The following is a 24,053-nucleotide window of genomic DNA, read 5'->3' as shown; positions in this document are numbered from 1 at the left end:
CCTTCCGGGGGGTGGGGGGTGTCAGTCATCCATCCGGGACCCGACGGGGGTCGCGGGTCCAGATGTGGCATGGATGGCGCGGATGACTTTCGCGCTGGTGGTGTCGTAGTCGTGATCGTTGTCGATCTCGGCGGTCACGCGGTAGTCGCGGAAGACGACGATGCGGTCGGCGAGAGTGATGGTCTCGTGCAGGTCGGATGAGATGAGCAGGACCGCGAGACCCGACTGGGCCAGTTCCCAGATCAGTTCGTGGAAGGCGGCCTTGGTGCGGACGTCGATGCCGATGGTCGGCTCGTCGATGATGAGGATGTCCGGGCGGGCGGCCAGCCACTTGGCCAAGGACACCTTCTGCTGGTTGCCTCCGGAGAGCTGGCCCGCGGGCTGCTCCGGGGAGGAGACCTTGATACCCAGGGCGGCGATCTGCTCGTCGACGGCGGCGCGTTCGGCCTTGGCCGGGACGTAGGAGAGCAGGCGGGTCATGCGCGACCAGGTCGTGGCGGCGATGTTGCGCTGCACGGACTGGTCGAGGAAGACGCCTTCCTCCTTGCGGTTCTCGCTCACGTAGCCGATGCGGTGCTGTCCGATCGCCTCGCGCACGGATGTGACGCGTACCGGCTCGCCCTGCACTCGGACCTCGCCGGCGGTGATCTCGTGCAGGCTGATCAGGGCACGGGCCAGTTCGCTACGGCCTGCTCCGACGAGCCCGTACAGCGCGACGATCTCCCCGGACCGGACGTCGAGGTCGATGTCGCGGTGTCCGACGTCGGTGCATACCCCGTGCAGGCTCAGCGCGGGCCGGGCGGAGTGGTCGATGGTGCGGGGCGGGAACCTCAGCGCCTCCATCGCCCGGCCGACCATGTGGTTGAGGATGTCGTCGTGGGAGAACTGGGACAGGGGTTGGGACTCCACGACGCCGCGACCATCGCGCAGGACGGTGACGGTGTCGCAGAGGGCGAAGACCTCGTCCAGCTTGTGCGAGACGAACACCACCGAGGTTCCGGCCTCGGCCAGGCCGCGCACCGTGCGGAACAGCACCTCGGCCTCGTTCGGGGTGATCGAGGCGGTCGGTTCGTCCAGGAGCAGCACTGCGGACTCGCTGTCGAGCGCCTTGGCGATCTCCACCAATTGCACCTGTGCGGCCGACAGACCCGCGATGGGCCGGTCGGGGTCGAGGTCGAGGTCGAGCCGCTCCAGCGCGGCACGTGCGCGCGTGCGGACGGCGGCCCGGTCCACCACGCCCCAGCGTTGGGGCAGGTTCTGCAGGACGATGTTCTCGGCGATGGAGATCTGTGGGACGACGTTGCGTTCCTGGTGCACGACGCCGATGCCCGCGTGCAGCGCCTCCAGCGGCGAGCCGAACCGCACCGGATCGCCCGCCACGGTCAGTGTGCCGCCGTCGTGCCGGTGCACCCCGGTGAGGATCTTGATGAGGGTGGACTTGCCTGCGCCGTTCTCGCCGAGCAGCGCATGGATCTGACCGGCCCGCAGGGTGAGGTTCACCCCGTCGACGGCGCGGACGCCGGGGAACGTCTTGATCAGGCCGGTGGCTTCCAGGACCGGGGTGCTCACGGTGTCCTCCTGACAAGCCGCCACGGCCGCAGACCGTGCCGTTGCGTCGAAAGCAGCACGGTGCCGAGGACCACCGCGCCGATGATGAAGGACACCGAACTGGGGTCCCACGAGTACAGCGAGTGCGCCGCGTCGACGAGCCGGACCAGGACCGCGGCCAGGATGGTGCCGAGCACGGCGATCCCGCCGCCGGTCAGTGCCACGCCGCCGATGATGGGGGCGGCGAAGCTCGGCAGCAGCCAGTCCCCGCCGACGCTGCGGTTGATGCCCGGCAGCGAGGCGACGCTGACGACCGCGGCGACGCCGACGAGCAGGCCCGACAGGGTGTGAGCGAGGATCAGGTTGCGCGACTCCGAGATGCCCGACAGCCGGGCGGCGAACGGGTTGCCGCCGAAGGCGATCATGCGCCTGCCTACGGCCATCCGGCGGTAGAAGAAGGCGAGTACGCCCGCGACGGCCACCGCGAGAAGGAATACCAGGGGCAGCGGGCCGATCGCGGTGGCGCCCAAGTCCTTCAGCCAGGGCGAGTACCCGTCGACGGTGAACGAGCGAACCAGCTTGTACTGCAGTCCGATGAGGATCGTCATGGTGGCGAGGGTGACGATGAACCCGTTGATCCGGGTGACCACCACGATGACGCCGTTCACCGCCCCGCCCAGCGTCGCCGCCGCCACGCCGATCAGCAGCGCCGGGACCGCCGGGACAGCGTGGTCCTGCATCAGCACGGCCATGAGCGCGGCGGAGAAGCCGCCCAACGCGCCGACGGCGAGGTTGAGCTGGCCCACGCTCAGTGTCACCATCTGCGCCAGGCCGATCAGGATCGGGACGGCCAGGAAGGTGGTGAACCCTTTGATCGAGTTCCCGGACAGGAACGTCCCGCCGGAATTGACTGTCAGGACGAGCGCGCCCAGGACGCAGACAACGGTGAGCACGACGATGTTGGGGTTGCCCGCCCGGAGGAAGTCGGTGTCCAGCCTGGTGCGGGGCTTGGTCGTTGTGCTCATCGTGGACGGCCGGCCTTCCGTTCGGCGATCACGGCCCTGATGCGGTCTGTCGACAGCGCCGCCAGGAGCACGACCCCGATGTAGATGTTGAGGTCTTCCAACCCGACCTCCATGAGGGTGAGGCCGCGCCGGATGACCAGGGTCAGCGCGGTGCCGAGCATGGTCCCGAGCACCGAGACCGCGCCACCCGCGAGCAGGGTGCCGCCGAGCACGGGTCCGAGGAACGACGGCAGCATGAAGTCCGCGCCGATGGTCGCCTTGAACGAACCGGTGGAGACCGCGAGCAGGAACCCCGCCAGCGCCGCCAGGGCGCCCGACATGCCGTGGGCGGCGATCACGCGCCGCTTCGTCGGCAGCCCCGACAGCTCCGCCGCCTTGGCGTTCGCGCCCACCATCAGCAGTTCCCTGCCGATGCGGGTGCGCGAGTACACATAGCCCACCACCGCCATCGGGACCAGCGCGAACACGATCATCTGCGGAATCGCGGCGGTGCCGCACACCTCACCGACGCAGAGATCGGCGAAGGAGTAGGCGCGCAGCTCGGCCATGCCGGCGGGTTTCGCGGTGAACGCCGCACCGGTGGTCAGTCCCGTGTAGACAAGACTGACGATGCCGAGCAGGAAGAAGTCCATCGCCAGGGTGACGACGAAGGAGTTGACCCCGGTCTTGGCGATCAGCCAGCCGGTGAAGGCGCCGATGGCCCCGCCCGCGGCGATCCCGGCCGCCAGGCCGACCCACAGCGGCAGGTCCAGCAGTTCGTAGCACAGGCCGGACCCCATTGCGCCGAACGCGGCCATCCGGCCGACGGCCAGGTTCATGTGCCCGATCGACAGCGCGCACATCTGCGCCAGGCCGACGACCGTGTAGATCGACAACTCGCGCAGCAGCGGGAAGACCACGAGCTTCTCGTCGAACATCGCGGGCCGGGCTGAGCCGAACATCACGTAGAGCCCGACGATGAGGACGAACAGCACCAGCGGAGGGGCCGCGACCCGCCTGCGCGGCCTGCCGCCGCCGCGCGGGGCGACCGCAGGCCGGTCGGTGAGCGTCGAAGTCATGCCACTCTCAGATCGTCGAGGGCGTCGTCGTTCCAGTCGATGCCCAGGCCCGGGGTCCGCGGCGCGATCGCGTGCCCGTCGGCTATCTGCATCTCCGCGCGGGTCAAGGTGCGCAGCTGCGGGATGTGCTCGACGTACCCGCCGTTGGGGATGGCGGCGACCAGGCTGACGTGCAGTTCCATCAGGAAGTGCGGGCACACCACGACGTTGAACGCCTCCGCGGTGTGCGCGACCTTGAGCCACGGCGTGATCCCGCCGATGCGGGCGACGTCGACCTGGATGACCGAGGCGGCACGGGCGGCGAGGTACTCGCGGAAGTGGCTGACCGAGTACAGCGACTCCCCCACCGCGATCGGGATCGAGGTGGCCGCGGCCAGGGTGGCGTGCCCGGTGATGTCGTCGGCGGGCACCGGCTCCTCGAACCAGCCCAACCCGACCTGCTCGAACAGCTTCGCCCGGCGGATCGCGTCGGCCGTCGTCAGCGCCTGGTTGGCGTCGACCATGATGTCGAAGTCGTCGCCCACCGCCGCGCGCACGGCGGCGAGCCGCTCCAGGTCCTCACCTGGGCGGGGCTTGCCGACCTTGAGCTTGACCCCCGGCCATCCCGCCTCCTTGCTGGCGAGTGCGCCCTTGACCAGTTCGTCGGGGCTCAGGTGCAGCCAGCCGCCTTCAGTGTCGTAGAGCGGCACGCGGTCGCGGAACCCGCCCGCGAGTCGCCACAGTGGCAGCCCCGCGCGCAGTGCCCGCAGGTCCCACAAGGCGGTGTCCACCGCGGCCAAGGCCAGCGAGGTGAGAGCCCCGACCGCGGTCGCCCTCGTGGAGAACAGCAGGTCCCGCCAGATCGCCTCGATGTCACGGGAGTCCCGGCCGATCAGCCGGTCGAGCAGGTTGTCCCGGAGCAGGGCCAACACGGCGGTCCCGCCGGTCCCGATCGTGTAGGAGTACCCGCGGCCCACCGCGCCGTCGTCGGTGACGATGTCCACGACGATGGTCTCCTGCTTGAGGAACGTCTGGATCGCGTCGGTCCGCAGCGTCTCGACCGGGACGTCGGCCAGGACAGCGGTCGCTTGAGTGATCACAGCCATTGGTCTGATCCCCCTACGAGCAGGACAGCAGCTGAGTCGCGAACTGCTGCTTGACCTCGTCGGACTTGGCGACCCGCTCCTTGTCGTAGCTGTCGACGTTGGCCTTGGTCACGACGAACGACCCGGAGTCGACCACTGCGCCTTTCGCCTTCATCTGGCACTGGCCCGAGGCCAGCAGCGCGAGTACCCACGAGCCGACGGAGGCCTGACCGCCCGGGTTCTGCGTGACGGTCGCGGCGACCGACCCGTCCTTGATCCCCGCGAGGATCTTGGCGTCGTCGTCGATGGCGACGACCTTGATCGGCAGTCCCGCGCCCTTGACCGCGCCCGCGGCGGCGACCGCGGGGTTGTAGGCGGTGCTGACGATGCCCTGGATGCTCTTGCCGTGGGCGTTCAGCAGGTCGGTGACGGCCTTGGTCGCTGTCTGCAGATCGCTGTCGATGTCGGTGACGGTGTGCGCCAGAGTCACCGCACCCCCGGTCTCGTCGATGGCCTTCTTGACGCCCGCGATGCGGCGCTGGGTGTTGGAGTCAACGTTGTTTCCGGTCAGGTGGGCCAAGGCGCCCTTGCCGCCCATCGCCTCGATCGCGGCCTTGGCAGCCTTGTACGCGGCCTGCTCGGTGTCGGTGGACAGGCAGAAGGCCGCCTCGTTCACATCACCTGCCGGGCACGAGGCCAGCGAGCCCACCGCGAAGCCCTTGCCCTGCAGGTCGGCGAAGGTGGTGTTGATGTCGGCGGGGGAGACGCCGAAGACGCCGAACGCGTTGTACCCCTGTGCGGCCAACGACTCCAGCGCGGCGTTCTGCTTGCCCTGGTCCCACTCTCCGGTTTCGTTGAAGGTGAACCCGCCCAGGCCGAGTTCGGTCTTGGCCTGCTCACCCGCGGTCTTCCACGGCTGGAAGTAGGGGTGGGCTCCCCCGGGGACCAGCGCCAGTTTCACCTTGGCGCCGTCCTTGAGCTCGACCACACCGCCGGACGCCGTCGCGGGCCCGGTCGCCGCGGCGTTCTGGTTCGCCGAGGAGTCGGCTCCTTTGGTGGTGCACGCGCTCAGCAGCAGGAGCGCGCAAGCCGCGATCGCGGCGCTCCGGGTGGTGTGAGACATCTCCGCCCTCAAAATCCTATAGGATATTGGATCTATGATCCGGTATCCTGGCTTCGTTCACACCGGACGTCAACCCTCGGTTAGCGGAGGTTCCGTGACCAACCAGCGGACGCCGATCGGCGATCGCATCCGTGCACCCATCACCCGCAGCACGCTCGTCCCCGAGGTCCGCGACGCCATCGAGGCGCTGATCATGGACGGCGTGATCCCGCCCGGAGCCCGCGTGAGCATAGACGCCCTCGCCCGGGAACTGGGCACCTCGCCCACACCGGTCCGCGAAGCGCTGGCCAGCCTGGAATCGGCGGGACTCGTGGTCAAGGAGTCCCTCAAGGGCTACTCGACCACCCCGCTGATGATCCGAGCCGAGGTCGAGGACATGTTCGGGTTCCGGCTGCTCATCGAACCGTGGGCGGCCGAGACCGCCGCCAAGGCCGATCCGGAGCAGACGGCCATGCTGACCACCGAGGTGACCTCCGCACTCGTGGCTACAGGCGACGGCGAGGCGAACTACCGCGACATCGCCCGCCACGACGCGCGATTCCACGACATGATCACCGAACTGGCGGGCAGCGACCACGTGCGGCAGGCGCTCGCCCGAACGCACTGCCACCTGCACCTGTTCCGGCTCTCCTACGGCCCGGTGATGGCCGCGCCGACGTTCGCCGAGCACATGCGCATCGCCGAGGCCATCGCCGAAGGCAAGCCTGATCTGGCCAAGGCGGCCATGGTCGACCATCTGATGACAGCTCGCGACCGCATCCTCAAGTCAATGCCCTCGGACTAGTCATGCGAGGAGGCCGTACGATGCAGCGGTTCGGGTCTGTGGTTCGACTGCGGCCGGAGCAAGAAGAGAGATACCGCGCGCTCCACGCCGCCGTGTGGCCGACGGTGCTGCGGCGGATCCACCGCTGCAACATGCGCAACTACACGATCTTCCTGCGTGACGGCCTGCTGTTCTCCTATTACGAGTACGTCGGCGACGACCACGCTGCGGACATGGCGGCGATGGCCGCCGACCAGAGCACTCAGGACTGGTGGAAGCTCACCGACCCGTGCCAACAGCGGCTGGACACGTCCCCGGACCAGCAGTGGGCTCCTATGGAGGAGGTCTTCCATGTCGACTGAGCCCCGGCGCGTCGACGCGCACCACCATGTATGGGACCTCGCCGTGCGGGACCAGCCCTGGACGGCGGAACTACCCGCGCTGCGGCGCAGCTTCCACTTCGACGACCTCGCCCCCGAACTGGCCGCCCATGGCGTCGCGGGCACGGTCCTCGTGCAGACCATCACGGTCGCAGAGGAGACGCCCGAGTTCCTGGCCCTGACCGACGACCACCCCGAGATCCTCGGCGTGGTGGGGTGGGTGGACCTGACCGCACCCGATGTCGCCGACGCGATCGCCGCGCTCCGCGAAGGCCCCGGCGGACGCCGGCTCGTCGGCATACGCCACCAGGTGCAGGGCGAGTCGGACCCGGAGTGGCTGCTGCGCGCGGACGTGCTGCGGGGCCTGGCCGCGGTCGCCGACGCGGACCTGACCTACGACCTGCTCGTCACCGCGGCGCAGCTCCCCGCGGCGGTCGCCGCTGCGGACCGGGTGGCCGGGCTGCGCTGGGTCCTCGACCACGCCGGCAAACCGCCGATCGCCGCGGGCGAACTCGACCCGTGGCGGAAACACATCACCGCACTCGCCGCGAACCCCGCCGTCGCCTGCAAGCTGTCCGGTCTCGTCACCGAAGCCACAGCGGATTGGCACGACGACGACCTCGCCCCCTACGCCGACCACGTCATCACATCGTTCGGCCCGGACCGCGTCATGTTCGGCTCCGACTGGCCCGTGTGCCTCTTGCACGCCACCTACACCCAGGTCACCGCCTCCGTCGACAGCATGACCGCCACTCTCGACGACGCCGAACAGCAGGCGGTCTGGGGCGGCACCGCGACCCGCTGGTACCGGCTTCCCGCGGGCTGACACCCGCCCTGGCGAACGGCATGGCGGATCCACCACTCGATAGAGATGGACCATCCCGACCTGGATTCCGGACGTGCGCACGCATGTCAACAACAACCAGGACGGCATGTTCATCCACTATGGCCTTGGCGGACGGCGCGCTCGCCGCGAGGCACCATGACGGCTTCGCCTTTAGGACACCGCGTAGGCCCTCCGCTCCCGAACGTGTCCCCAGCCGCCAGGTAGCGGGGTGAGATATCACGATTGCGGTTCGTGATCATTTCAGGCTGGCGACGCTCCGGTGTCGAACAACAGTGACGGCATAGATGCCATGACTGTCGTCACGGAGCCGACGATGTCGGCGAGTGGATGCGCGATTCCAGCCCGGCCAGAAGTGTGTGGAGTCCGAACTCGAACGGGTCCCCGGGCGCGGTTATGGCGGCGGAATCGATGCGGGCCCGCAGCCGGGGGTGGGTCTGGGCTACCGCGAGCATCTCGGCAGTGATCCCTTGGAGCTCTTTGTCGGCGTCGGCACCGTTTCGTCGTAGGTGCGCCTGCCAGGCTGCCTGCGCCGCGTGGCCCTGCGCGGCGCCGATCACGAACATGAGCACGGTAGCGGCTGCCTGGTCGGCCTCGGCTTGGGTGAAGCCCGCCGACTCGTAGATGCTCAGGGATTGTTCGTCGAAGCGGGCCTTGTTGGGGCCGTAGATGAGGTGCGTGCTCATCGCCGGGATCAGCCAGTAGTGCCGCACGACCATGGCATACGCTCCACGCGCCAGCGATGCGGCGGCTTCCCGCCACCCGACTCCGGCGGTGTCGGCCTGCGGGATCTCGCCGAACACATGGTCGGCCGCGAGGACCACCAGCTTGTCCTTGCTCTTGACGTGGTAGTACATCGCCGATGCGGCCGACCCGAGGTGTGTGCCCAGACGGCGGATGTTCAGCCCGTTCACGCCTTCGGCGTCGAGTACCTCGACGGCTGCCCGGACGATCTGCTCCTTGGTCAGCATGTCGCCCAGCCTAGCGAGCGTTGAACTTAGATCAAAACGTCCGCTATGGTGTCGAACTAAGTTCAAAAACCTTATGGAGGAGATCCCCGTGTCCCTCGTTGTCGCCCTGCAGTTCCTGCTGGCCCTGACATACCTAGTAGTTCCATTGGCCGGTCACAGGTACGGCGCCGCCGCCCAGAAAGCAGCCGATGCAGAGATCCACCGACAGGGCCACAGTCCCGCCGTATTGACCAAGCACGGCCTCGACTTCACCGCCAGCACCGCCAGCGTGACGGTGTCCGTGGCAATCGCCGCGGGTCTGGCGACGCTTGCCGTGCTGAATCTGTTCGATCAGCCCATGCTCACCTGGATCCTTCAGCCCATCCTGCTGATCGCCGGCGGCTTCGTCACCACCCCCCAGGTTTTCGTCGTCCGCTACGTGGAGGCTGCCTTGCGCAAGTCCCGGCACAACCGACATCGACGCCAAGTCGCTGATTGAGGCGGCGAAGGTGGCCTTTCCCGGCTGGTTCCATCCGCTCGTCCTGGCGCGCTTCCTCCTCACGACCGCGGGCTCACTGGTCATCCTGCTCTTGCTTACTCTTTCCTGACCGGGGGGTGAGGGGCCCTGCTGGCGAGTAGCAACTCTGCGGACTGAAACGCGGGTCGGACGCTTGGGCTCCATGGCAGCCTCATCGCTGCCTCGCCCCATGACCCACCCTCGAGGCAGGGGTTGTCGGGATTAGGTGATTTCCCGACATGCCGCAAAGCCCAGCTCTCGACCGCCGGAAAATCGGACATCGGGGGATGGAATACCGTGCCGGGCGGGTGATCCCGAGCCGGAATTGACGACAGGATTTCCCGACAGGTAGAAGAGGGCTCTGTCCTTCCTTGAGGAGCCTTCGGTGCGGATTGTTTACTCGCGTGTGTCCACCGCGACCCAGTCGCTGCTGCGGCAGCGGCACATCCTCACCGAGGCCGGCCTCCTGATCCGGACCGAGGGCGTCGCGGAGGGATTCCGCCCCGCCGAGGGGGTGCTGCTATTCGAGGACCCGGCCACCACCTCCAAGATCCCCGCGCTGGAGCGGCCCGCGTTCGCCAGAATCGCCGCCGCCTCCCACCCCGGCGACACCCTCACGGTGTCGGAGCTGTTCCGGCTCTGCCGCGACCTGATCGACATCCATGCTGTACGGGACTGGTGCCAGGCCCGCGGCGTCATTCTGCGGGTCCTGTCGGGCCCGCTATCCAACTTCCACGACCTGGCCGCCAACGACGCGACCACCGCCCTGATCATCAACGTGATCACCGCTGTGGGACAGTTCCAGCGCGACCTGCAAAACGAGCTGACCGCCGAGGGGATCGCCGCGGCGGAGGCCGAAGGACGCTACCGCGGCCGGCCGCCCGCGCTGACCGGTGCCCGGCTTGAGGACGTGCGCTCGACATTCCAGGACGGCGGCGCCTCCGTCGCGGCTCTCGCCCGTGCGCATGGGGTGAGCCGGGCCGCCGTCCGGACCGCGCTGGCCGATCTGCTGCCCGGCCAGGCGATCGCGCCCTCTCGCTCATCCTGACCGAGAGGGCGGAGGCGACCAGGCCGAGAAGCGGCCAACCTCTGGCCCACCGCTACTTGGGGTCGGCGTAGGGGTTGACCTCGGCATAGGCGTCGTCGGCCTCGGTGAGGTCGAAGCCTTCCTCCCACTGGCTGGAGGAGGGCCAGTTGTCCGGCCCACCGACGCGGAACCGCTCGTTCCAGCGAGGCTCGGCGACGCTCCAGGCGTGCAGCTCGGGCTGGTCGACCGGGTCGTAGTCCATGCGGCGGCGGATGAACTTCTCGTCATACACGCAGAAGTGGCCCAGGTCGTCGCGGTCGTCGCGGATCTCCTCCGGCAACGTCACCACCCGGGTGACCCGGTCGTCGCGCGCCGGACCATTGGTGTGCCTCCCGGCAGCGCCGGCGTTGAGCGATCCCGAGACCGCAGGGTCGCATCAGTCATTCGCCCCCGGAGAGTAGCTCACGGCCGCTCGCGGGTTGGCATGGCCGATGCCTGTCAGAGCTTGGAGATTGCTGGCCAGTCGGCGGCAGTTGCTCCGCCGGCGCGGGTGTGCAGGAGCCGGGCTGCTGCTTGGCGATCCCGGTCTCCTTGCTGAGCGCCCACAACATGATCGGAATCATGACGACCGCCGGTGATCGCTTGCGCCTTTCTGTAGGGGTTCTGGCGGACATCGCTGGCGCGGACTGCGGGGGTGGGCAGCTCCTGCCTGATGGGGATGGACGATGTCCGCCAGAGCTCGAACACGACGGGCTCACCGGAGTCGGCGGGCCGAATCACTGCGCCGCCTCACTGGCCCGCAGCTGCCGGTACCTCTCGCCCAGCCGTCGTGCTGCGGTCTCGGCGTCGTCTGCAGGGGCGAAGGCGTACAGCTTGCGGGCCGGGTGTGCTGTGGAGTGCTTGCCCGTCCACCAGGAAAACCACCGTCCGTTCGTCCAGACCAGCAGGTCTCGCCATAGCGACAGCAGCGATACCTGGCCTCCATCGTGGACGTCGGCGGCGATCCCATGGGCGGCGAGATGCCGCTGGAGAATCTCGGCTGCCCTGCCTGCACCGGGAGGTTCTGCGGAGGCCGAGCGAACGCTCATCAATGGCAGCTGGTCGCCAGGAAACGACCAGAGGCCCGCGGGAACGTGAGCGGTCAGTGCATGACCGCTTCCCGCAGGGTGAGGCTGCCTGCCCTGTTCATTGTCGCAGGGGTTGGCCGGCAAGAGGGGACCGGAATTCATCGTGACTTCCTTGTCGCCGGAAGTGCGTTGTCGGGTACGGCCCCAACGATCCTCCACATGGCTATGGATGGTCATGGGCAATGGTGTCCATATTTTCTGGACACACCCTCATGTCATTCACCTGCGAAAACTCCGTTCCAGGCGGACATTTTTGGGCACGCGCTACGCCGCTGGACCGGTCACGAGTCGTCGCACACGGTTACCGTGATAGCGACATCACGCCCCCAGGGAGCAAGCCCATGGCAGGACGTCCCAAGCCTGGCTCGCACGCACAGCGCGAGGCGTTGCGCCAGGAAATGTTGGAGGTCGGCTGCAGCCCAGCGGAAATCGCGGCGGAGATCCGCACCCGCTGGGGGATGCGACCAAGAGAGGCCTGGCGCCATGCCCACGGCTGGACCCTGCAGCAGGTGGCCGACCGCATCGACGCTGTCGCGGCCAGCAGGCCAGAGCATGCCGTCGCCGCCGATGCCTCGCTGGTGGGCAAGTGGGAGAAGTGGCCCGACCCGTCGAGCCGGCGTCCGAGTTTGAAGGTGCTCGGCCTGCTCGCCGAAATCTACGGCTGCACCGCAGCGGCGCTCCTCGACCTGGATGACCGGCGCGCCCTACCTGCCTCTGACCTACGCCTGCTCCATGCCCCTTCGCCTTCGGCCACGACTCTGCCAGCCGCCCCGAGCTCACCGCCGCAACCCGACCCGCAGCCCCCGACCGGCCTCGAACTGGTGCATACCACCGCGGCACAGTCGGCGGCCTGGGCACAGCGAGCTGAGGCCAGCAACGTCGGCGACATCGCCCTCGAGCAGCTGTTCGCTGACACCCAGGCATTAGCGGCCAGTTACGTCAGAGACGATCCCCTGCACGTGTTCAGCCGCACCGCGCAGCTTCGCGACCGAGTCTTCGCCCTGCTGGAGGGACACCAATACCCGCGCCAAGCCGTGGACCTCTACGCCACGGCCGGCTACCTATGCGGACTGCTGGCATGGATCAGCTCCGACCTCGGGCATACACGCGATGCCGACACCCAAAGCCGGACCGCATGGCTGTGCGCCGAGCTCGCCGGCAACAACGAGTTGCGCGCCTGGATCCTGTCCACCCGCAGCAAGATCGCGTTCTGGGATGGCCGTCTGCGCGACGCCATCGCCTTCGCCCGCATGGGCGCCGCATGCAACCCGCGCGGCACCGCGCGGATACTGCTCGCCTGCCAAGAGGCGGACGCGTGGTCGATCCTGGGCGACTGGCACGAGGCCCAGGCTGCGCTCGTCCAAGTCGCCGAGGCGCGCGAGCAAGCGAGGGGATCCGACGAGATGGGAGGCCTGTTCTCCTGCTCTGACTTCCGCAAGTCCAACTACGCCGCGGCCGTCCCTGCTGCGTATCGGCGCCCCTCAGGACGCCCTGCGGGAAGCCAACGAGGCGTTCGCAGATCGGCGGCCGCAGGCCTACGGGACGGTGGCGCAGGTGCGCATCGTCCAAGCCTCGGCGCACCTGGCACTCGGCGAACCCGAGGGCACTGCAGCCGTGCTTGGCACGGTGCTCGCCATGCCGCCGCACCAGCGGCTAGACCCGGTCATCCGCAGGGTCGGCGACCTGGCGGCCGCCCTGGCCCGCTCACCGATGCGTGACAGCGCTCCGGCCTCGAACCTGCAGGCCGAGATCGAGGCATGGAGCCTGAAGTCGGCGCCCCGCCTCCTTGCCCTCTCGCGCGGCCAGGAGACTATCTGATGAAATCGGCAACCATGAACGATGAGCAGATGGCCAATCACTGGTGGTGGCGTCCCGGCTGGAAGCAGGGACGCCGCTTCTACGCCTGGCACTTCACCTTCGATGACCAGCCAGAGGTGCATCGGCTGGCCCAGCAATACCGTGAAGGGCTGGCTGGCGTTCCGGGTTTGGATCTGGTGCCGGACCAGTGGCTGCACCTGACCATGCAGGGCCTCGGCTTCGTTGACGAGGTCCCCGAAGAGGACGTTCACGCGATCATCAAGACGGCCACCACACGGCTGGCTGGTATTGCTTCCTTCGACATCACCTTGGGCCGGCCCCGGGTGACTCCCGAGGCCATTCGCTGGGAAGCCGTGCCCGACGATCCCCCAGCAGCTGTCCGTGACGCGATACGCGCTGCGATCGGCGACGTCTGGCCGCACGTACCCGAACCCGCCGAAGGCTTCGCCGCCCACGTCAGCATCGCCTACAGCAACGCCGATGGATCAGTCAGCCCTGTCTCGACGGCGCTCGCGGCCATAGAGGCGCCGCCCGCAGTGGCCCGCATGCGCAACGCGGAGCTGATCGTTCTCGGCCGGGACCGGCGGATGTACGAGTGGGAAACCTTCGCCACAGTTCCCCTGGGAGGGCATGGCTCGGCTGGACCCAGCCGGTAGCGGCAGACTGCCGGGCCCGCCGACGCAGCGGTGTACATCCGAGGCTCGCCGTGTCGGCTTCACCGCCCAGCCCTCACCGAACCTGTGCCAGGACGGCACGGGTTCGATCGACGGCGGCCACGCCTGCGTGGTGTGCGAACCGTCCGGAGTGCCGACCTGCTCAGCGACCACCCGGTAGGCGAGGCCGGGCTGGCGCATCGCGAGGACCTTCGCGTCGCGCTCAGCCTAGGTCACACCACTGCTTTGACTACCAGGCCAGGGGCCGGCGTTCGTAGAACAGGCCGCCGGTGGGTCCGTCGTCGGGCAGGGTGGCCAGCCACACGGGGGTGTCGGCACCCTGCTCAGGTGTACGGTCTGTCTGGCCGTAAGCCATGCGGGTGTTCATGCGGCCCGGGGAAGCGGCGTTGACCAGAATCCCGGTGCCGTTCAGCTCGGCGGCCAGAATCCGGGTCAGCGCGTTGAGGCTCGCCTTGGAGACGCGGTAGGAGACGTTCGTGTCGGCCATCGTGCTGATCGAGCCCAGGTGGCTGGTGATGTTGACGATGCGGCCATAGCCGTTGCGGCGCATCTGCGGGACGGCGGCGGCGCAGCACCTCCAGGCGCCCAGCAGGTTGGCCTCCAAGGTGGCGTGGACTTTCTCGAAGTCGGGGTTGGCGGCTGCTTGGCCGCGGTCGATGGCGATGCCGGCGTTGTTCACCAGCACGTCGAGGCGGCCGAGCTGGTTGGTGATGTCGGCGAAGCAGCGTACGACGCTGGCGGGATCGGTGACCTGGAGCTGGTGGGCAGAGGCGGCTAGACCTTTGCTTCGCAGTTCGTCGGCGGTCTCCTGTGCGGCGCGTTCGTCTCGGGCGCAGATTGCCACGTGCAGGCCGCGTTCGGCCAGTCCGGCGGCGATCGCGCGTCCCAGACCCCGGTTGGCGCCGGTGACGGCGGCGATGCGCGTGGGGTGCGTGCTCATCCGAGCAAGGATGCCAGCTGCTCATCGAGGTCCCGGCGGCGACCGCCTGCAGACAGGCGGTCACGGGCGGCCAACAACCGCTCGATGTTGCGCTGGGAGGGGGCCTGCTGGAGGAGGGGGACCACCTCGGTCAGGACGGCGGCTGCCTCGTCTTCATAACCCATGTGGTGCTGCGCGTGCGCGCGTTTGGTGAGGTAGGTGGCGCGGTCGCGGACTTTGGTGGTGGGGAACTGCTTGAGCGCTGTGACCAGGTGGTCATCGGCCTGCTGGTACAGGCCCAGATCGAGGTAACAGCTGCCTGTCTGGGCGTGAAATTCGGCCTCGTCGAAGTAGGCGATGAAAGCGGGATCGTCGTCGGTGGTGCCGTGCCCGAGGTAAGTGTCGGCGGCGGCAATCAGGCGTTCACACTCTGCGACTTGCCGCAGCGCGGCGCAGGCGCGTGCTTGCCGGAGCGCGAGCATCGCGTTCGTCCGCGGCGTGGCATGACCAGCGCCCGCGCGGGCCCGTTGGGCCAGGTGCAACGCTTCAGGAAGGAGTCCGAAGTCGTAGCACTGCAAGCTCATGGACTTGAAAATGTTGGCGCCCTGGACACGATCACCAGCGGCGTGCGCGGCGTATATGGCAGCGGTCCAATAGCGCTGGGCGGCTGCATGCAGTCCGGCATCGAAGCAGGCAAAACCCGCCACCCGGCCCAGTTCGGCGGCCAAGCCGTGCAGCCGGCGCGCGACATTGGCGCTGTAGGAGGCCTTGTCAAGAACCTCATTGACCATGCCGAGCTCGGCGTCGATGAGCCTGCGAGCGCGCTGGCCGCCGTATGCGGCCTCCAGTAGGCGCAGGCGAGGTAGTCACTGGCTGCGTCCTTGGGCCGACTCACCCACCGTCATGGCCAGGCGCGTCGTGGCTTCCCACGTCGCCTCGGGGGCCGCGCCAATCGCCCGCCTTGCGGTGCCGAGCAGTTCCACTGCCGACGAGTAGCTATCGGTTGGCGCGTCAGGAATGGCCCATGTTGGCGCGCCGATTCGCTCCATCCGCTCACGAGCCACGTCCTGCTCGCTCCATCGGTGTGCGAGGGCGACCAGGTCGTCCGTGCTGAGCTCCACAGTTCTCCTCGCATGCTGGCATGGCCGCGCGCGCTGGGCGGGTCGCCGAACTCGCTGCGGCTCGGCCGGAGATCAGCCGAACTGTACACGAAACACACACGAAGATCATCTGTCAGGATGGGCTGGGGCCCGCCGTAAGGTCTCGCTCACCTTCGGTCAGCGCGCCGCGATCGCCCGGCTGCGCCAGGACGGCCGCGCTCAGGTCGATGAGAACGCCCTGTTCGCCATGGTGGAGCAGATGCGGCAGATCACTGAGGACGCGGCCGCCAAGACCCGACGGGCCCGGCGTGAGGTCGAGCGCCGCTCGGCGACCCCCGCGCCGCACGCAGCAGGGCCGCCGTTTCCGCCGCCGGTCGAGGGGCGCGCGGATGAGGAGCCGGTGCGGCCGTTCGAGGTGATCGAGCAGTGGTGAGCCACGAGCCGGACGGCAAGCCGGACATTGTGCCGGAGTTCGAGATCGAGCTGGAGCCAGGGCGGGTGGAGGATCTGTCGCACCTGCATGAAAGCGCCCGGCCGGTGGCCCGGCTGCCTGCCGCCGAGCGGCTGGCCCGGGTCCGGGCGGACTGGTGGATCGGCTACACCCGCGCCAGGCAGGCGCTGGAGCAGTTGCACACGCTGCTGGCCTGGCCGGCCAAGCAGCGGATGCCGAACCTGCTGGTGATCGGGCCGACCAACAACGGCAAGTCGATGATCGTGGAGAAGTTCCGGCGCTCGCATCCGCCGATCTCACACCCGGAGGCGGAGGAGATCCCGGTGCTGGTCGTGCAGATGCCCTCCGACCCGCACGTGGCCCGCTTCTACACCGCGCTGCTGAGCGCGCTCGGCGCGCCGCTGCGGCCCCGTCAGCGGCTGGCCGAGCTGGAGCAGCTCGCGGTTCGGCTGCTGCGGCAGGCCGGCGTGCGGATGCTGGTGATCGATGAGCTGCACAACGTGCTGGCCGGGCGCGACGGGGCGCGCCGCGAGTTTCTCAACCTGCTGCGCTTCCTGGGCAACGAGCTGAAGATTCCGCTGGTCGGTGTCGGTACCCGGGACGCCTACCTGGCGATCCGCTCCGATGACCAGCTGGAGAACCGCTTCGCCCCGTTTGTGGTGCCGCGCTGGGAGCCCGGCCGGGAGGCGAGCACCCTGCTGGCCAGCTTTGCTGCTGCCTTCCCGCTGCGCCGTCCCTCCTTTCTGGCCACCCCGGAGATGACCGAGTACCTGCTGGCCCGCAGCGAGGGCACCATCGGGGAACTGGCCGCGCTGCTCACTGAGGCCGCCGTCGCGGCGATCGAGTCCGGCGAGGAGGCCATCACCCAGCGCACCCTGCTGCTGGCCTCCTACGCCGGCCCGACCGAGCGGCGCCGCAAGTTCGAACGCGAGCTGATATGACGCGCGCGGACTGGCCGGAGAGTCTGCGCCGCTGGCCCGTTCACCCCGAGCCCGCCCCTGGTGAGGCTCTGTCCTCCTGGCTCGGTCGTCTCGCCGCGCTGTATCGGCTGTCGGTCGAGCAGCTGCTGACGTACAACCTGGGCGCGGCGTCGGCCGAGTTCGACCGCGGCGCGGACCTGGACTACCAGGTGCCTGCGATCATCGTGCACGCGCTCGCCGCGCGGACCGGCGTCGAGGTGGACCGGCTGCGCCAGATGACGGTCGGCGGGTGCGTGCCGTGGCTGGCCGACACCCTGAATTCCTTCGACGGCCCGCAGGCCTTCGCCGCCTATGTCCGGCAGGAGTCGGTGCTGCTGCCACCGGGCAAGGCCGGATACCACGTGGTCAACCGCTGGCGGCCCTGGCTTCCGGTGACCGGGCGTCCGTGGCGAACGGCCCGGCGCATCTGCCCCACCTGCTCGACCGACCCGGGGCGCGGCGTCGTTTTGCTGGCCGCGCTCCCCCTCATGACCAGTTGCGCAGAGCACGGCTGCCGCCTGGAGAACCTCCACGATGTTCGCCGGGCCCACCGCTACGGCGAGCCGACGCCCCCACGCCCGGCCCCGGCCGCCGTCGCTGCGCTGGACCGGCTCACCTTCGAAGGCATCACCACTATGGGCGTCACCCTGCCCGGGCGGAACGTGCACGTCGGCGAGTGGCTGCGCCTGTTGCGGACGCTGCTGGACGAGGTCAGCATGGTCGACTCCCGGGCCGGTCCCGGCGCGGCCGCCGTCCTGCACCAGATCTGGGACGCCGCCGGCCTGCCGTTCCGGGCGGGGCTGTCCTTCTGGCGGCCGTACGAGCGGCTGAGCGCCCCCTACCAGGAAGCGATGCTGCACGCGGCGGCCACCGCGGTGCAACTGGCCGCGGACGGGACGATCATTCCCGGCGGCACGCTCGGCCCGGCGCTGCAGCCTGCTGCCCACCGGAACGGGCACCGATGACCAGGTGGAACGGCCCGACCTTAGTTTCGCGTCGCCTGAGGCCTACGAAAGAGGCGCACGCTTTGCAATTTCGCCAGGCAATCCAGCGACGACGCAGCAGATAACCTAGCCTTCGTGAAACGTCGCCCCCCTCGCTCGCTGGACATCAGTCTCGACGATGGACGCATCATTGAGGCAGGCATCGACATAGGATCTGGCGCCCGCATGAGACGACCGGAGTTGCTTGACGAGATTGGGCGGCGCCTCTTCGAGAGCTGTCCTATCTGCGGCGGGCCTCCAGAGAAGGACGAGCATGTGCCCCCCAAGAGTATTGGTGGGGTCATCATGACGCGGACCTGCCGTGGCTGTAATCAAACCTTCGGGGGTCGTGTAGAAGGCGGAGTGAAAGACTGGTTCTACGGCGCGACCAGCGAGGTCGAATTAGCTTCTGAAAACGTGCGAGGCTCTCGAAGAGTCGGCAAGATACAGATCATGCCAGCGCGGGGTGGAGGCTTCCTCGTGACTATGGGGGGAGGAAGCGAAGACGACTTCCGGGCCATGCTGCTGAGCAAGCAGGTGGTCGTCAGAGGCCGAGGCCCCGATCCCAACATACTCCGCCTTGCCTTGTTGAAGCATGTTTACCTGGCGCAGTGTCTACGGTCCGGAGTCCCGGAAGGAGCCCTGGCGGATCACATTCGAGAAAGCATCGTAGCGGCGCGGGGACGCCTCACGGCGCGACCCCATGCCAGTAAGTCCGGTAGCGCTCGGGCTCACCGTTGTTCGTTTCTCCGTAGATGAACGTCTGTCAGCGTCCCCGCTCGTGGCTGCACGTATCGAACTTCCGGACGGACCAATGGATGGGGTCATCATGCTAGGCCGCTTCTTTGTGTCCTGGCCTGCCTATCCTCCGGCGGACATCCAACCTATCGATAATCCGTGGATTGAATACGTTCTCGAAGTGGGGGACCCGGTCACCGGGACCATCGTTCGGAAAGGCTGACACCCGAGTGAGGCATCGGGCGCGCAGGCGAGACGAGGATAAGGAATCGCTGGACTCCGTGATCACCCGGCCACGGCCGCGGATGTGGTGGAGGCCTCGTCGTGATCGCGCAGCATGCGCAGGACGGTGGCCGGGGAGGGGTGCTGGCCCTTCTTCTTGCCCTTGGTGATGACGAGGCGAGCGGCGATGTCGCGCAGGCTGAGGTTCTGCCGGCGCAGGTGCAGGGCCATGGAGAGCATCGCGTCGTCGGTGACGGCGGCGCCGCCGATGGTCTTACCGCGGGCACGGGCGGATTCGTGGCCTTCCAGGGTGCGGTCGCGGATGTACTCGCGTTCCATCCCCGACAGCGCAGCCAGCACGGTGAACACCACGCCGGACGGGTCATGGCTGCCCTGCAGCTCGCCGGTGAGGAACTCCAGGCCGATGCTGGCGGCGCGCAGCTGCTCGGCCAGGGCGGCCAGATCGAGGCCGCGGCCGAGCCGCTTGTGCTCGTGCACCACGAGCGTGACCGCCACCCCGGCCGTGCGGAAGTCGTGGGCCAGGGCGACGGCCTTGTCGAGCTCGGGCCGGACCGTGGCCCGGGTGGAGATCTTCTCGGCGAAGACCCGGGTGACCCCTGCGGCCTTCAGCGAGTCGAGCTGGGTGTCCAGGGACTGGCGGACAGTAGAGGCGCGGGCGTACCCGATCCGCACATGCCCGGCCGGTTCGGCGCCGACCGTGGCCGGGCGGGGCAGCTCGATCCACAGCGTGCCCGGCTTACGGCCGGCCGGGGTGGCCACGCTGAGCGCCTTGGCGAGCGCGGGCACGAGCCGGAAGCGGGCGGTGTGGTACTGGACGGCGACCTTGCCCTTGCCGGTCCGGCAGGGCGATCCGGCCGGGGCGGCGCAGGAGGTCATCGGGCAGGCGTGGGCCTCCACGCGGAGGTAGTCGTCATCGGACACCACCTGATCGTTTCATGGATGCGTTTCAATCATCCATCTGTTTGCACCGACCTATGAAACGGTGTTCCCCCTGGACGGGCCCGGCCGAAGATCGTGTTTCATGGGTCGTCGCCTGTGAAACAGAGGAGCGGAGAACGGACGACGGAGGCTGGCCTGCCTCGCAAGTCAGGTCTCTCAGGGAAGGTTGACCGAGCGGCCGTCGGGCTCGGCCGGGTCGATGTGCCAACTGAGGATCCGTTTGGGATGGATGCGGATGATCTCTGGCGCGACCGTTCCCGGCGGGCCGGGTGGGTTGTCCACGGCGAGGGTTTCCGCCCGGCCGCGGATCTCCACACCCCGGCCCATACCCGGTTTGATCGCCTCGGGGCCGTCGGGCGTCATATCGTCTACGACGAAGCTCACTCGCGGGTTGGCCTGGATGTTGCGCCAGCGCTGCGTGCGTGCCACCCACGGTCCACCTAGATCGATGGTCCCGTCCGGGTTCAGGCGGAAGCCCAGCGGGCGCACGTGCGGTGTGCCGTCCGGGCCCAGGGTAGCCAGCCGTCCCATGGGCTGCCGGTCGAGGTAGTCGCGTTCGGCGTCGTTGAAAATCATCTCTTCTTTGCTCGCCTTCTTCCTGTGCCGGTCGGTCCGATCGGCCGCCGCTGCCGTGCTGCGGCCGCAATCTCGCTACATCTGATCGAAGATGCCGGCGACCTTGCCGAAGACCCGGATCGCCGCCTGGAGATCCTCGGGGGGCACGTCCGACATCGCTTCCTGCCAGCGTTGCCGCCACCGTTCGCGCGCCTCGGCGACGAGCTCGTGCCCGCGATCGGTCAGTACGATCTGCATCGCGCGCCGGTCGGTGAGGCTGCGCTCGCGTCTGATCACTCCCCTGGTCTCGAGAACGTCCAGCATGCCGGTCATGGTCGCCGGGGTGACGTCGGCATAGTCGGCCAGCTGACGGGCGGTGGCATGTCCCGCTTCAGCCAGGCCGTCGAGGGCGCGCAACTGCGTTCCGGACAGGGCGTCGCCGCTGGCCTGCTCGCGGCCGCGCTTGCGCCGGAACGCGGCGAACATCGCGGCGACCGCCAGTTCCACGTTCTCGAGCTCAGTGTTCACATTCGGATCCTAACAGTCAAGACCCTAATGGTGTGGACCTTTAGTATATGGGTCCATAATGTACGGAACCTAACTAATGGAGCCGGAGGTCTCCCCATGACTGAATCCCTGGCCCCGCCCACCCCTGCGCCCCGGCTCGGCCGCGGCGCGGTGACCGCGGTGATGGCGGCGCTGATGCTCGGCCTGCTGCTCGGCGCGCTGGACCAGATGATCGTGGCGGCGGTAATGCGCACCGTCGCCGATCAGCTGAACGGCCTGACCCTGCAGGCGTGGGCGACCACCGCCTACCTGATCACCGGCGTGGTGTCCACGCCCCTGTACGGGCGATTGTCGGACATCTACGGCCGCAAGCCCCTCTACCTGATCTCGATCTCGCTGTTCCTGCTCGGCTCGATCTTGTGCGCGGCGGCGCAGTCGATGTACGAGCTGGCCGCGTTCCGCGCCGTACAGGGACTGGGTGCCGGTGGCCTGATGGCGCTGGCGTTCGCGATCCTGGCCGACATGCTGCCGCCGGAGGCGCGCAGCCGGTACCAAGCCTGGTTCGGGGCGGTGTTCGGGATCTCCAGCGTGGCCGGTCCCGTGCTCGGCGGCATGTTCGCCGGCATGGACGGTTTCCTGGGTGTGACGGGGTGGCGCTGGGCGTTCCTGGTCAACGTCCCGATCGGCATCGTCGCCCTGGTGCTCGTCGTGACGCTCTACCGGTTGCCGCACACTCGCACCGATCACCGCATCGACTACGGCGGCGCTGCGACGCTGCTGCTGGGACTGGTGCCCCTGCTGATCGTGGCCGAGCACGGCTCCAGCTGGGGCTGGACGTCGCCGCGCACGCTCGCCCTGATCGGGGTGGGCGTCGCGGGGCTGCTGGGGTTCGTCCTGGTCGAACGGCGGATGGGCGACTCAGCGCTGCTGCCGCCGCGGCTGTTCGCCAGCCCGCAGTTCACGATGAGCAACGCGGTCAACGTCGTCGTCGGCATGGGCGTGTTCGGCGGGCTGTCGGTCCTGCCGCTCTACCTGCAGATCGTCAAGGGCCTGTCCCCGACCGAGGCGGGCCTGATGCTGATGCCGCAGACCTTGGGCATCGTCGCGGCCGGCCGGTTGTGCGGCTCCTTCCTCACCCGTACGGGACGCTACAGGGGCCTGCTGATCCTCGGCCTGGCCGTCATGACCGCCTGCGCGTTCGGTTTCGCGCAGCTGACCCCCGGCACATCTCTGTGGTTCACCGGCCTGATCACGACCGTCATGGGCCTGGGCATCGGCCTGTGCTTCCAGGTCATGCTGATCGCTATCCAGGCGTCCGCCCCGACAGGCACCATGGGCGCCGCCAGCGCCTCCTACACTTTCTTCCGGCAACTCGGCGGCACCGCCGGAACCGCGATCTACCTGTCGGTCCTATTCGCTCTCGCCGAGGGCCGCATTACTGCCGCCTTCCACCAGGCAGAAAGCACCCCGGCGTTCCAATCAGCCCTGCACGACCCTGCGGTGACCGCAGATCCCAGCGCACAGCATCTGGTAGCCAGCCTGCACGATTGGTCCGACGTCGACCTCAACAACACCTCCTACCTCGACCATCTCGACGCCCGCCTGGCCCGGCCCGTGCTGGACGGCATGGCCAGCGCGATGGACACCGTCTTCATTGTGGTCGGCTGCGTCATGGCCACAGGTTTGGTCCTCGCCCTGTTCCTCAAGGACAAGACTCGTGATTGACCTGGAGATCTGGTCGGACGTGATGTGTCCCTGGTGCTACATCGGCAAGAAGCGCCTGGACCGCGCCCTCGCGCACCCTGAGGAGGTCCGCATCACCTGGCGCAGCTTCCAGCTACGTCCCGACCAGCCGCCGACTCCTGGTGCCACCCTTGCCGAGATGATGGCGCGACGCTTCGACCTCGGCGCACTGGACCTCACAGAGATGTTCCAGCGGATTCGGCGGCTGGGCGCGGCCGAGGGTCTGGAGCTGAACCCCGCCACCGCCCGCCCGGTCAGCTCCTTCGACGCCCACCGTCTGATCCACCTGGCCACCGCCCACCGCCTTGCCAACGTCGTGGTCGAACGACTCTTCCACGCCCACCTCACAGACAACATCAACGTCGCCGACCCTCAAGTCCTCCACACCCTCGCCATACAGGCCGGTCTGCCCGCCGCGGTGGTCCGCGCCGTTCTCGACACCGACGCCTACGCCGCCGACGTCCGGGCCGACGAGGAACGCGCGGCCCATCTCGGCGTCCGCCAGGTCCCCACGTTCGTCATCAACGGCACACCCGTCCTCTCCGGAGCCCCCGACCCCACCGAGTTCCAAGCACTCCTGACGAGCGCGACGGTGCGATAACACCTCGCGGTCGTCCTGGCCCCTTCTCCGCCCCCCATGCGAGCCGACCGCGGCCCACCTACTCCGGCCGTTTCCCGCTCGCATGGCACAGGCGGCCCGGCCGAACCATGCCGGGGCGAGGCCAAGTGGCGGCCGATGAGGCGCTGGCAGGCCAGAACCTGAACGCGGCCACGGGCCGCGAAGGTCGGCCAGTACGTCGCGGCCGCGGGTGGCTGCGGTCTTCCAGTCCAGCGGCGTCGGCGCGCTCCCACCGGCCGTGGTCGCCGGGGTTGCTCCCAGCATCACGTGCAGAGAAGTTCTGACATCCGTGCAGCCAGCTCCTGAAAACGACACCGGGCGTACCCGACCGGTGTGTCGGCACCGGGGTTGCGGGACGTTTCCGAGACGATGCTCGGCA

General features: G+C 68.4%; 27 protein-coding genes. 13 read left to right on the top strand and 14 right to left on the bottom strand.

What is annotated here, in order from left to right:
- Positions 1-21: 21 nt before the first annotated feature.
- From ACWDLG_RS41350 to ACWDLG_RS41330, 5 genes are read right to left on the bottom strand one after another with little or no spacing between them, the layout of a single operon-like run.
- A complete protein-coding gene (locus ACWDLG_RS41350) occupies positions 22-1,569 on the bottom strand; it encodes a sugar ABC transporter ATP-binding protein (protein ID WP_449930548.1) in 1,548 nt (515 codons plus the stop codon).
- Positions 1,566-2,573 (bottom strand): ABC transporter permease, encoded by a 1,008-nt coding sequence (locus tag ACWDLG_RS41345; RefSeq protein ID WP_449930546.1) that lies wholly within the window; start codon positions 2,571-2,573, stop codon positions 1,566-1,568. Before ACWDLG_RS41345 ends, ACWDLG_RS41350 begins: the two co-directional genes overlap by 4 nt.
- Positions 2,570-3,631 (bottom strand): ABC transporter permease, encoded by a 1,062-nt coding sequence (locus tag ACWDLG_RS41340; RefSeq protein WP_449930544.1) that lies wholly within the window; start codon positions 3,629-3,631, stop codon positions 2,570-2,572. Before ACWDLG_RS41340 ends, ACWDLG_RS41345 begins: the two co-directional genes overlap by 4 nt.
- Positions 3,628-4,710, bottom strand: a complete 1,083-nt coding sequence (locus ACWDLG_RS41335) for a mandelate racemase/muconate lactonizing enzyme family protein (protein ID WP_449930542.1) — start codon at positions 4,708-4,710, stop codon at positions 3,628-3,630. Before ACWDLG_RS41335 ends, ACWDLG_RS41340 begins: the two co-directional genes overlap by 4 nt.
- Positions 4,711-4,729: 19 nt before the next feature.
- Entirely contained in the window at positions 4,730-5,818 is a 1,089-nt protein-coding gene (locus tag ACWDLG_RS41330; RefSeq protein ID WP_449930540.1) for a sugar ABC transporter substrate-binding protein, read from the bottom strand.
- 94 nt (positions 5,819-5,912) lie between these two features.
- Between ACWDLG_RS41330 and ACWDLG_RS41325 the strand changes: the two genes are divergently transcribed.
- The 3 genes from ACWDLG_RS41325 to ACWDLG_RS41315 are packed head-to-tail and all read left to right on the top strand — an operon-like array spanning position 5,913 to position 7,787.
- Positions 5,913-6,602 (top strand): GntR family transcriptional regulator, encoded by a 690-nt coding sequence (locus tag ACWDLG_RS41325; RefSeq protein ID WP_449930538.1) that lies wholly within the window; start codon positions 5,913-5,915, stop codon positions 6,600-6,602.
- 38 nt (positions 6,603-6,640) lie between these two features.
- Positions 6,641-6,943 (top strand): L-rhamnose mutarotase, encoded by a 303-nt coding sequence (locus ACWDLG_RS41320; protein ID WP_449930536.1) that lies wholly within the window; start codon positions 6,641-6,643, stop codon positions 6,941-6,943.
- Positions 6,933-7,787 (top strand): amidohydrolase family protein, encoded by an 855-nt coding sequence (locus ACWDLG_RS41315; RefSeq protein WP_449930534.1) that lies wholly within the window; start codon positions 6,933-6,935, stop codon positions 7,785-7,787. The genes ACWDLG_RS41320 and ACWDLG_RS41315 overlap by 11 nt, the downstream gene beginning before the upstream one ends.
- Before the next feature lie 320 nt (positions 7,788-8,107).
- On the opposite strand, the gene ACWDLG_RS41310 is transcribed toward ACWDLG_RS41315, so the two are convergent.
- A complete protein-coding gene (locus ACWDLG_RS41310; RefSeq protein ID WP_449930532.1) occupies positions 8,108-8,776 on the bottom strand; it encodes a TetR/AcrR family transcriptional regulator C-terminal domain-containing protein in 669 nt (222 codons plus the stop codon).
- 88 nt (positions 8,777-8,864) lie between these two features.
- Here ACWDLG_RS41310 and ACWDLG_RS41305 point away from each other — a divergent pair, with 88 nt between their 5' ends.
- Positions 8,865-9,254, top strand: a complete 390-nt coding sequence (locus tag ACWDLG_RS41305; RefSeq protein WP_449930530.1) for a hypothetical protein — start codon at positions 8,865-8,867, stop codon at positions 9,252-9,254.
- A 403-nt stretch (positions 9,255-9,657) separates the two neighbouring features.
- Positions 9,658-10,320, top strand: a complete 663-nt coding sequence (locus ACWDLG_RS41300; protein WP_449930528.1) for a recombinase family protein — start codon at positions 9,658-9,660, stop codon at positions 10,318-10,320.
- A gap of 52 nt (positions 10,321-10,372) precedes the next feature.
- Here ACWDLG_RS41300 and ACWDLG_RS41295 read toward each other — a convergent pair whose 3' ends face one another.
- Both ACWDLG_RS41295 and ACWDLG_RS41290 read right to left on the bottom strand, forming a co-directional pair.
- Positions 10,373-10,648: a hypothetical protein gene (locus ACWDLG_RS41295; RefSeq protein WP_449930526.1), complete on the bottom strand. Its 276-nt coding sequence runs from the start codon at positions 10,646-10,648 to the stop codon at positions 10,373-10,375.
- Positions 10,649-11,075: 427 nt separating this feature from the next.
- Positions 11,076-11,603 (bottom strand): hypothetical protein, encoded by a 528-nt coding sequence (locus tag ACWDLG_RS41290; RefSeq protein WP_449930524.1) that lies wholly within the window; start codon positions 11,601-11,603, stop codon positions 11,076-11,078.
- A 164-nt stretch (positions 11,604-11,767) separates the two neighbouring features.
- Here ACWDLG_RS41290 and ACWDLG_RS41285 point away from each other — a divergent pair, with 164 nt between their 5' ends.
- Positions 11,768-13,144, top strand: coding sequence for a helix-turn-helix domain-containing protein (locus ACWDLG_RS41285; RefSeq protein WP_449930522.1), 1,377 nt, complete (start codon positions 11,768-11,770; stop codon positions 13,142-13,144).
- 99 nt (positions 13,145-13,243) lie between these two features.
- Positions 13,244-13,900, top strand: coding sequence for a 2'-5' RNA ligase family protein (locus ACWDLG_RS41280; protein ID WP_449930520.1), 657 nt, complete (start codon positions 13,244-13,246; stop codon positions 13,898-13,900).
- A 247-nt stretch (positions 13,901-14,147) separates the two neighbouring features.
- Here the strand turns inward: ACWDLG_RS41280 and ACWDLG_RS41275 are convergent, their stop codons facing one another.
- From ACWDLG_RS41275 to ACWDLG_RS41265, 3 genes are all read right to left on the bottom strand, one after another.
- Positions 14,148-14,858, bottom strand: a complete 711-nt coding sequence (locus ACWDLG_RS41275; protein ID WP_449930518.1) for an SDR family oxidoreductase — start codon at positions 14,856-14,858, stop codon at positions 14,148-14,150.
- Positions 14,855-15,628, bottom strand: a complete 774-nt coding sequence (locus ACWDLG_RS41270; protein WP_449930516.1) for a hypothetical protein — start codon at positions 15,626-15,628, stop codon at positions 14,855-14,857. Before ACWDLG_RS41270 ends, ACWDLG_RS41275 begins: the two co-directional genes overlap by 4 nt.
- A 75-nt stretch (positions 15,629-15,703) precedes the next feature.
- Positions 15,704-15,958 carry a hypothetical protein gene (locus ACWDLG_RS41265; RefSeq protein WP_449930514.1) on the bottom strand — a complete coding sequence of 85 codons (255 nt, stop codon included), beginning with the start codon at positions 15,956-15,958 and terminating at the stop codon, positions 15,704-15,706.
- A gap of 226 nt (positions 15,959-16,184) precedes the next feature.
- Between ACWDLG_RS41265 and ACWDLG_RS41260 the strand changes: the two genes are divergently transcribed.
- The 4 genes from ACWDLG_RS41260 to ACWDLG_RS41245 all read left to right on the top strand — a co-directional run bounded on the left by ACWDLG_RS41260 (position 16,185) and on the right by ACWDLG_RS41245 (position 19,089).
- On the top strand, positions 16,185-16,370 hold the full coding sequence (locus ACWDLG_RS41260; RefSeq protein ID WP_449930512.1) for a hypothetical protein: 186 nt from the start codon (positions 16,185-16,187) through the stop codon (positions 16,368-16,370).
- Positions 16,367-17,329 (top strand): TniB family NTP-binding protein, encoded by a 963-nt coding sequence (locus ACWDLG_RS41255; RefSeq protein ID WP_449930510.1) that lies wholly within the window; start codon positions 16,367-16,369, stop codon positions 17,327-17,329. Before ACWDLG_RS41260 ends, ACWDLG_RS41255 begins: the two co-directional genes overlap by 4 nt.
- On the top strand, positions 17,326-18,312 hold the full coding sequence (locus tag ACWDLG_RS41250) for a TniQ family protein (protein WP_449930508.1): 987 nt from the start codon (positions 17,326-17,328) through the stop codon (positions 18,310-18,312). Before ACWDLG_RS41255 ends, ACWDLG_RS41250 begins: the two co-directional genes overlap by 4 nt.
- 204 nt (positions 18,313-18,516) lie before the next feature.
- On the top strand, positions 18,517-19,089 hold the full coding sequence (locus tag ACWDLG_RS41245; RefSeq protein ID WP_449930588.1) for an HNH endonuclease: 573 nt from the start codon (positions 18,517-18,519) through the stop codon (positions 19,087-19,089).
- 264 nt (positions 19,090-19,353) lie between these two features.
- Here the strand turns inward: ACWDLG_RS41245 and ACWDLG_RS41240 are convergent, their stop codons facing one another.
- The 3 genes from ACWDLG_RS41240 to ACWDLG_RS41230 all read right to left on the bottom strand — a co-directional run bounded on the left by ACWDLG_RS41240 (position 19,354) and on the right by ACWDLG_RS41230 (position 21,312).
- On the bottom strand, positions 19,354-20,232 hold the full coding sequence (locus tag ACWDLG_RS41240) for a recombinase family protein (protein WP_449930506.1): 879 nt from the start codon (positions 20,230-20,232) through the stop codon (positions 19,354-19,356).
- 174 nt (positions 20,233-20,406) lie between these two features.
- Entirely contained in the window at positions 20,407-20,826 is a 420-nt protein-coding gene (locus tag ACWDLG_RS41235; protein ID WP_449930504.1) for a PPOX class F420-dependent oxidoreductase, read from the bottom strand.
- A 75-nt stretch (positions 20,827-20,901) separates the two neighbouring features.
- Entirely contained in the window at positions 20,902-21,312 is a 411-nt protein-coding gene (locus ACWDLG_RS41230; protein ID WP_449930502.1) for a MarR family winged helix-turn-helix transcriptional regulator, read from the bottom strand.
- Positions 21,313-21,429: 117 nt separating this feature from the next.
- Between ACWDLG_RS41230 and ACWDLG_RS41225 the strand changes: the two genes are divergently transcribed.
- Positions 21,430-23,037: an MDR family MFS transporter gene (locus ACWDLG_RS41225; RefSeq protein ID WP_449930500.1), complete on the top strand. Its 1,608-nt coding sequence runs from the start codon at positions 21,430-21,432 to the stop codon at positions 23,035-23,037.
- Positions 23,030-23,656 carry a DsbA family oxidoreductase gene (locus ACWDLG_RS41220; protein ID WP_449930498.1) on the top strand — a complete coding sequence of 209 codons (627 nt, stop codon included), beginning with the start codon at positions 23,030-23,032 and terminating at the stop codon, positions 23,654-23,656. Before ACWDLG_RS41225 ends, ACWDLG_RS41220 begins: the two co-directional genes overlap by 8 nt.
- The last annotated feature ends 397 nt before the right edge of the window (positions 23,657-24,053 follow it).

The sequence above is a fragment of the Nonomuraea sp. NPDC003727 genome (assembly GCF_053586935.1).
Note: the sequence above shows the minus strand (reverse complement) of the source record. Positions and strands in the feature narration are given on the sequence as shown.

What these genes read in the sequence shown, in the direction of transcription:
- ACWDLG_RS41345 (WP_449930546.1), bottom strand. Translation starts at nt 2,573, where the DNA reads ATGAGCACAACGACCAAGCCCCGCACCAGGCTGGACACCGACTTCCTC.
- ACWDLG_RS41340 (WP_449930544.1), bottom strand. Translation starts at nt 3,631, where the DNA reads ATGACTTCGACGCTCACCGACCGGCCTGCGGTCGCCCCGCGCGGCGGC.
- ACWDLG_RS41330 (WP_449930540.1), bottom strand. Translation starts at nt 5,818, where the DNA reads ATGTCTCACACCACCCGGAGCGCCGCGATCGCGGCTTGCGCGCTCCTG.
- ACWDLG_RS41315 (WP_449930534.1), top strand. Translation starts at nt 6,933, where the DNA reads ATGTCGACTGAGCCCCGGCGCGTCGACGCGCACCACCATGTATGGGAC.
- ACWDLG_RS41310 (WP_449930532.1), bottom strand. Translation starts at nt 8,776, where the DNA reads ATGCTGACCAAGGAGCAGATCGTCCGGGCAGCCGTCGAGGTACTCGAC.
- ACWDLG_RS41290 (WP_449930524.1), bottom strand. Translation starts at nt 11,603, where the DNA reads ATGACCATCCATAGCCATGTGGAGGATCGTTGGGGCCGTACCCGACAA.
- ACWDLG_RS41285 (WP_449930522.1), top strand. Translation starts at nt 11,768, where the DNA reads ATGGCAGGACGTCCCAAGCCTGGCTCGCACGCACAGCGCGAGGCGTTG.
- ACWDLG_RS41280 (WP_449930520.1), top strand. Translation starts at nt 13,244, where the DNA reads ATGAAATCGGCAACCATGAACGATGAGCAGATGGCCAATCACTGGTGG.
- ACWDLG_RS41275 (WP_449930518.1), bottom strand. Translation starts at nt 14,858, where the DNA reads ATGAGCACGCACCCCACGCGCATCGCCGCCGTCACCGGCGCCAACCGG.
- ACWDLG_RS41270 (WP_449930516.1), bottom strand. Translation starts at nt 15,628, where the DNA reads ATGGTCAATGAGGTTCTTGACAAGGCCTCCTACAGCGCCAATGTCGCG.
- ACWDLG_RS41260 (WP_449930512.1), top strand. Translation starts at nt 16,185, where the DNA reads ATGGTGGAGCAGATGCGGCAGATCACTGAGGACGCGGCCGCCAAGACC.
- ACWDLG_RS41250 (WP_449930508.1), top strand. Translation starts at nt 17,326, where the DNA reads ATGACGCGCGCGGACTGGCCGGAGAGTCTGCGCCGCTGGCCCGTTCAC.
- ACWDLG_RS41245 (WP_449930588.1), top strand. Translation starts at nt 18,517, where the DNA reads ATGAGACGACCGGAGTTGCTTGACGAGATTGGGCGGCGCCTCTTCGAG.
- ACWDLG_RS41235 (WP_449930504.1), bottom strand. Translation starts at nt 20,826, where the DNA reads ATGATTTTCAACGACGCCGAACGCGACTACCTCGACCGGCAGCCCATG.
- ACWDLG_RS41225 (WP_449930500.1), top strand. Translation starts at nt 21,430, where the DNA reads ATGACTGAATCCCTGGCCCCGCCCACCCCTGCGCCCCGGCTCGGCCGC.